This is a genomic window from Cutibacterium porci (assembly GCF_009696315.1).
Lineage (GTDB): Bacteria > Actinomycetota > Actinomycetes > Propionibacteriales > Propionibacteriaceae > Cutibacterium > Cutibacterium porci.
The window spans coordinates 1-1,215 of sequence record NZ_VUMG01000012.1; the positions used below are offsets into that span (position 1 = coordinate 1).

At 65.3% G+C, this 1,215-nt stretch carries 2 rRNA genes; both read right to left on the bottom strand.

The features are described 5' to 3' along the window. Window positions 1-175 precede the first annotated feature (175 nt). Window positions 176-291, bottom strand: a 5S ribosomal RNA gene (rrf, locus tag FYJ43_RS11915). Window positions 292-436: 145 nt separating this feature from the next. Continuing rightward, window positions 437-1,215, bottom strand: a 23S ribosomal RNA gene (locus FYJ43_RS11920); the annotation flags it as partial.

Genomic DNA, 1,215 nt, shown 5'->3' on the forward strand with positions numbered 1-1,215 from the left:
AGAATGAGTCCTGCGATAGGCCTCGCATAGGATCGGGGCTTTCCATAGGCTATTGCGACATCAGAATATAGAGATTGACCACCAAAAGTCACAGCTCGATACAAACACGAAAAAAGGGGGAGGCCGCGAGGCCTCCCCCTTCTCAGTCCAAGCGCACGGCTCGGTGCCGTCCACCGGTCAGCGGCGCCCTGGCCTCCCACGGGCTGGCCCCGCAGTACTCTCGGCGCGATGGGGCTTAGCTTCCGGGTTCGGAACGGGACCGGGCGTGCCCCCCATGCTCTGGCCGCTGACCGGTGGGCGGCGCCCACCGTTACGGTGATCCGGTGTCTCATCCACGTGCCCTGGGGGCCGCATGGCGCATAGGGGGGAGTGACTCGGGGGCATCCTCGTGCCCGGACCGCGCGTGAGCGCTGGGTCCCGCGGGCCGCGAGGTGCGGTTCCGGAAGAGCTCGGGCGATTAGTGCGGCTCGGCTGAGGCTGTCGCCAGCCTTGCACCTGCCGTCTATCGACCAGGTAGTCTACCTGGGCCCTTACCGGAAGGAGAACTAATCCCTGGAACGGCTTCCCGCTTAGATGCCTTCAGCGGTTATCCGCGCCGCACGCGGCTACCCGGCCGTGCCGTTGGTCGACAACCGGTTCACCGGAGGTGCGTCCACCCCGGTCCTCTCGTACTGGGGGCAGCCTCCATCGATTCTCCTGCGCCCACGGAGGATAGGGACCGAACTGTCTCACGACGTTCTGAACCCAGCTCGCGTACCGCTTTAAACGGCGAACAGCCGTACCCTTGGGACCTGCTCCAGCCCCAGGATGCGATGAGCCGACATCGAGGTGCCAAACCTTGCCGTCGATGTGGACTCTTGGGCAAGATCAGCCTGTTATCCCCGGAGTACCTTTTATCCGTTGAGCGACGGCCCACCCACTCGGGGCCGCCGGATCACTAGAGCCTGCTTTCGCACCTGCTCGGCTTGTGGGCCTCGCAGTCAAGCCCGCTTGTACTCTTGCATTCAAAAGGACGGTTGCCGACCGTCCCGAGCGGACCTTCGCGCGCCTCCGTTACCCTTTAGGAGGCGACCGCCCCAGTCAAACTGCCCGCCTGGCACGGTCCCCGAGCCGGTTGACGGCCTCGGGTTAGGACGCCGGTCGCGCGAGGGCAGTATTCCAAGGGCGGCTCCCCGGGGGCTGGCGCCTCCGGATCTTCGCCTCCTGCCTATCCTC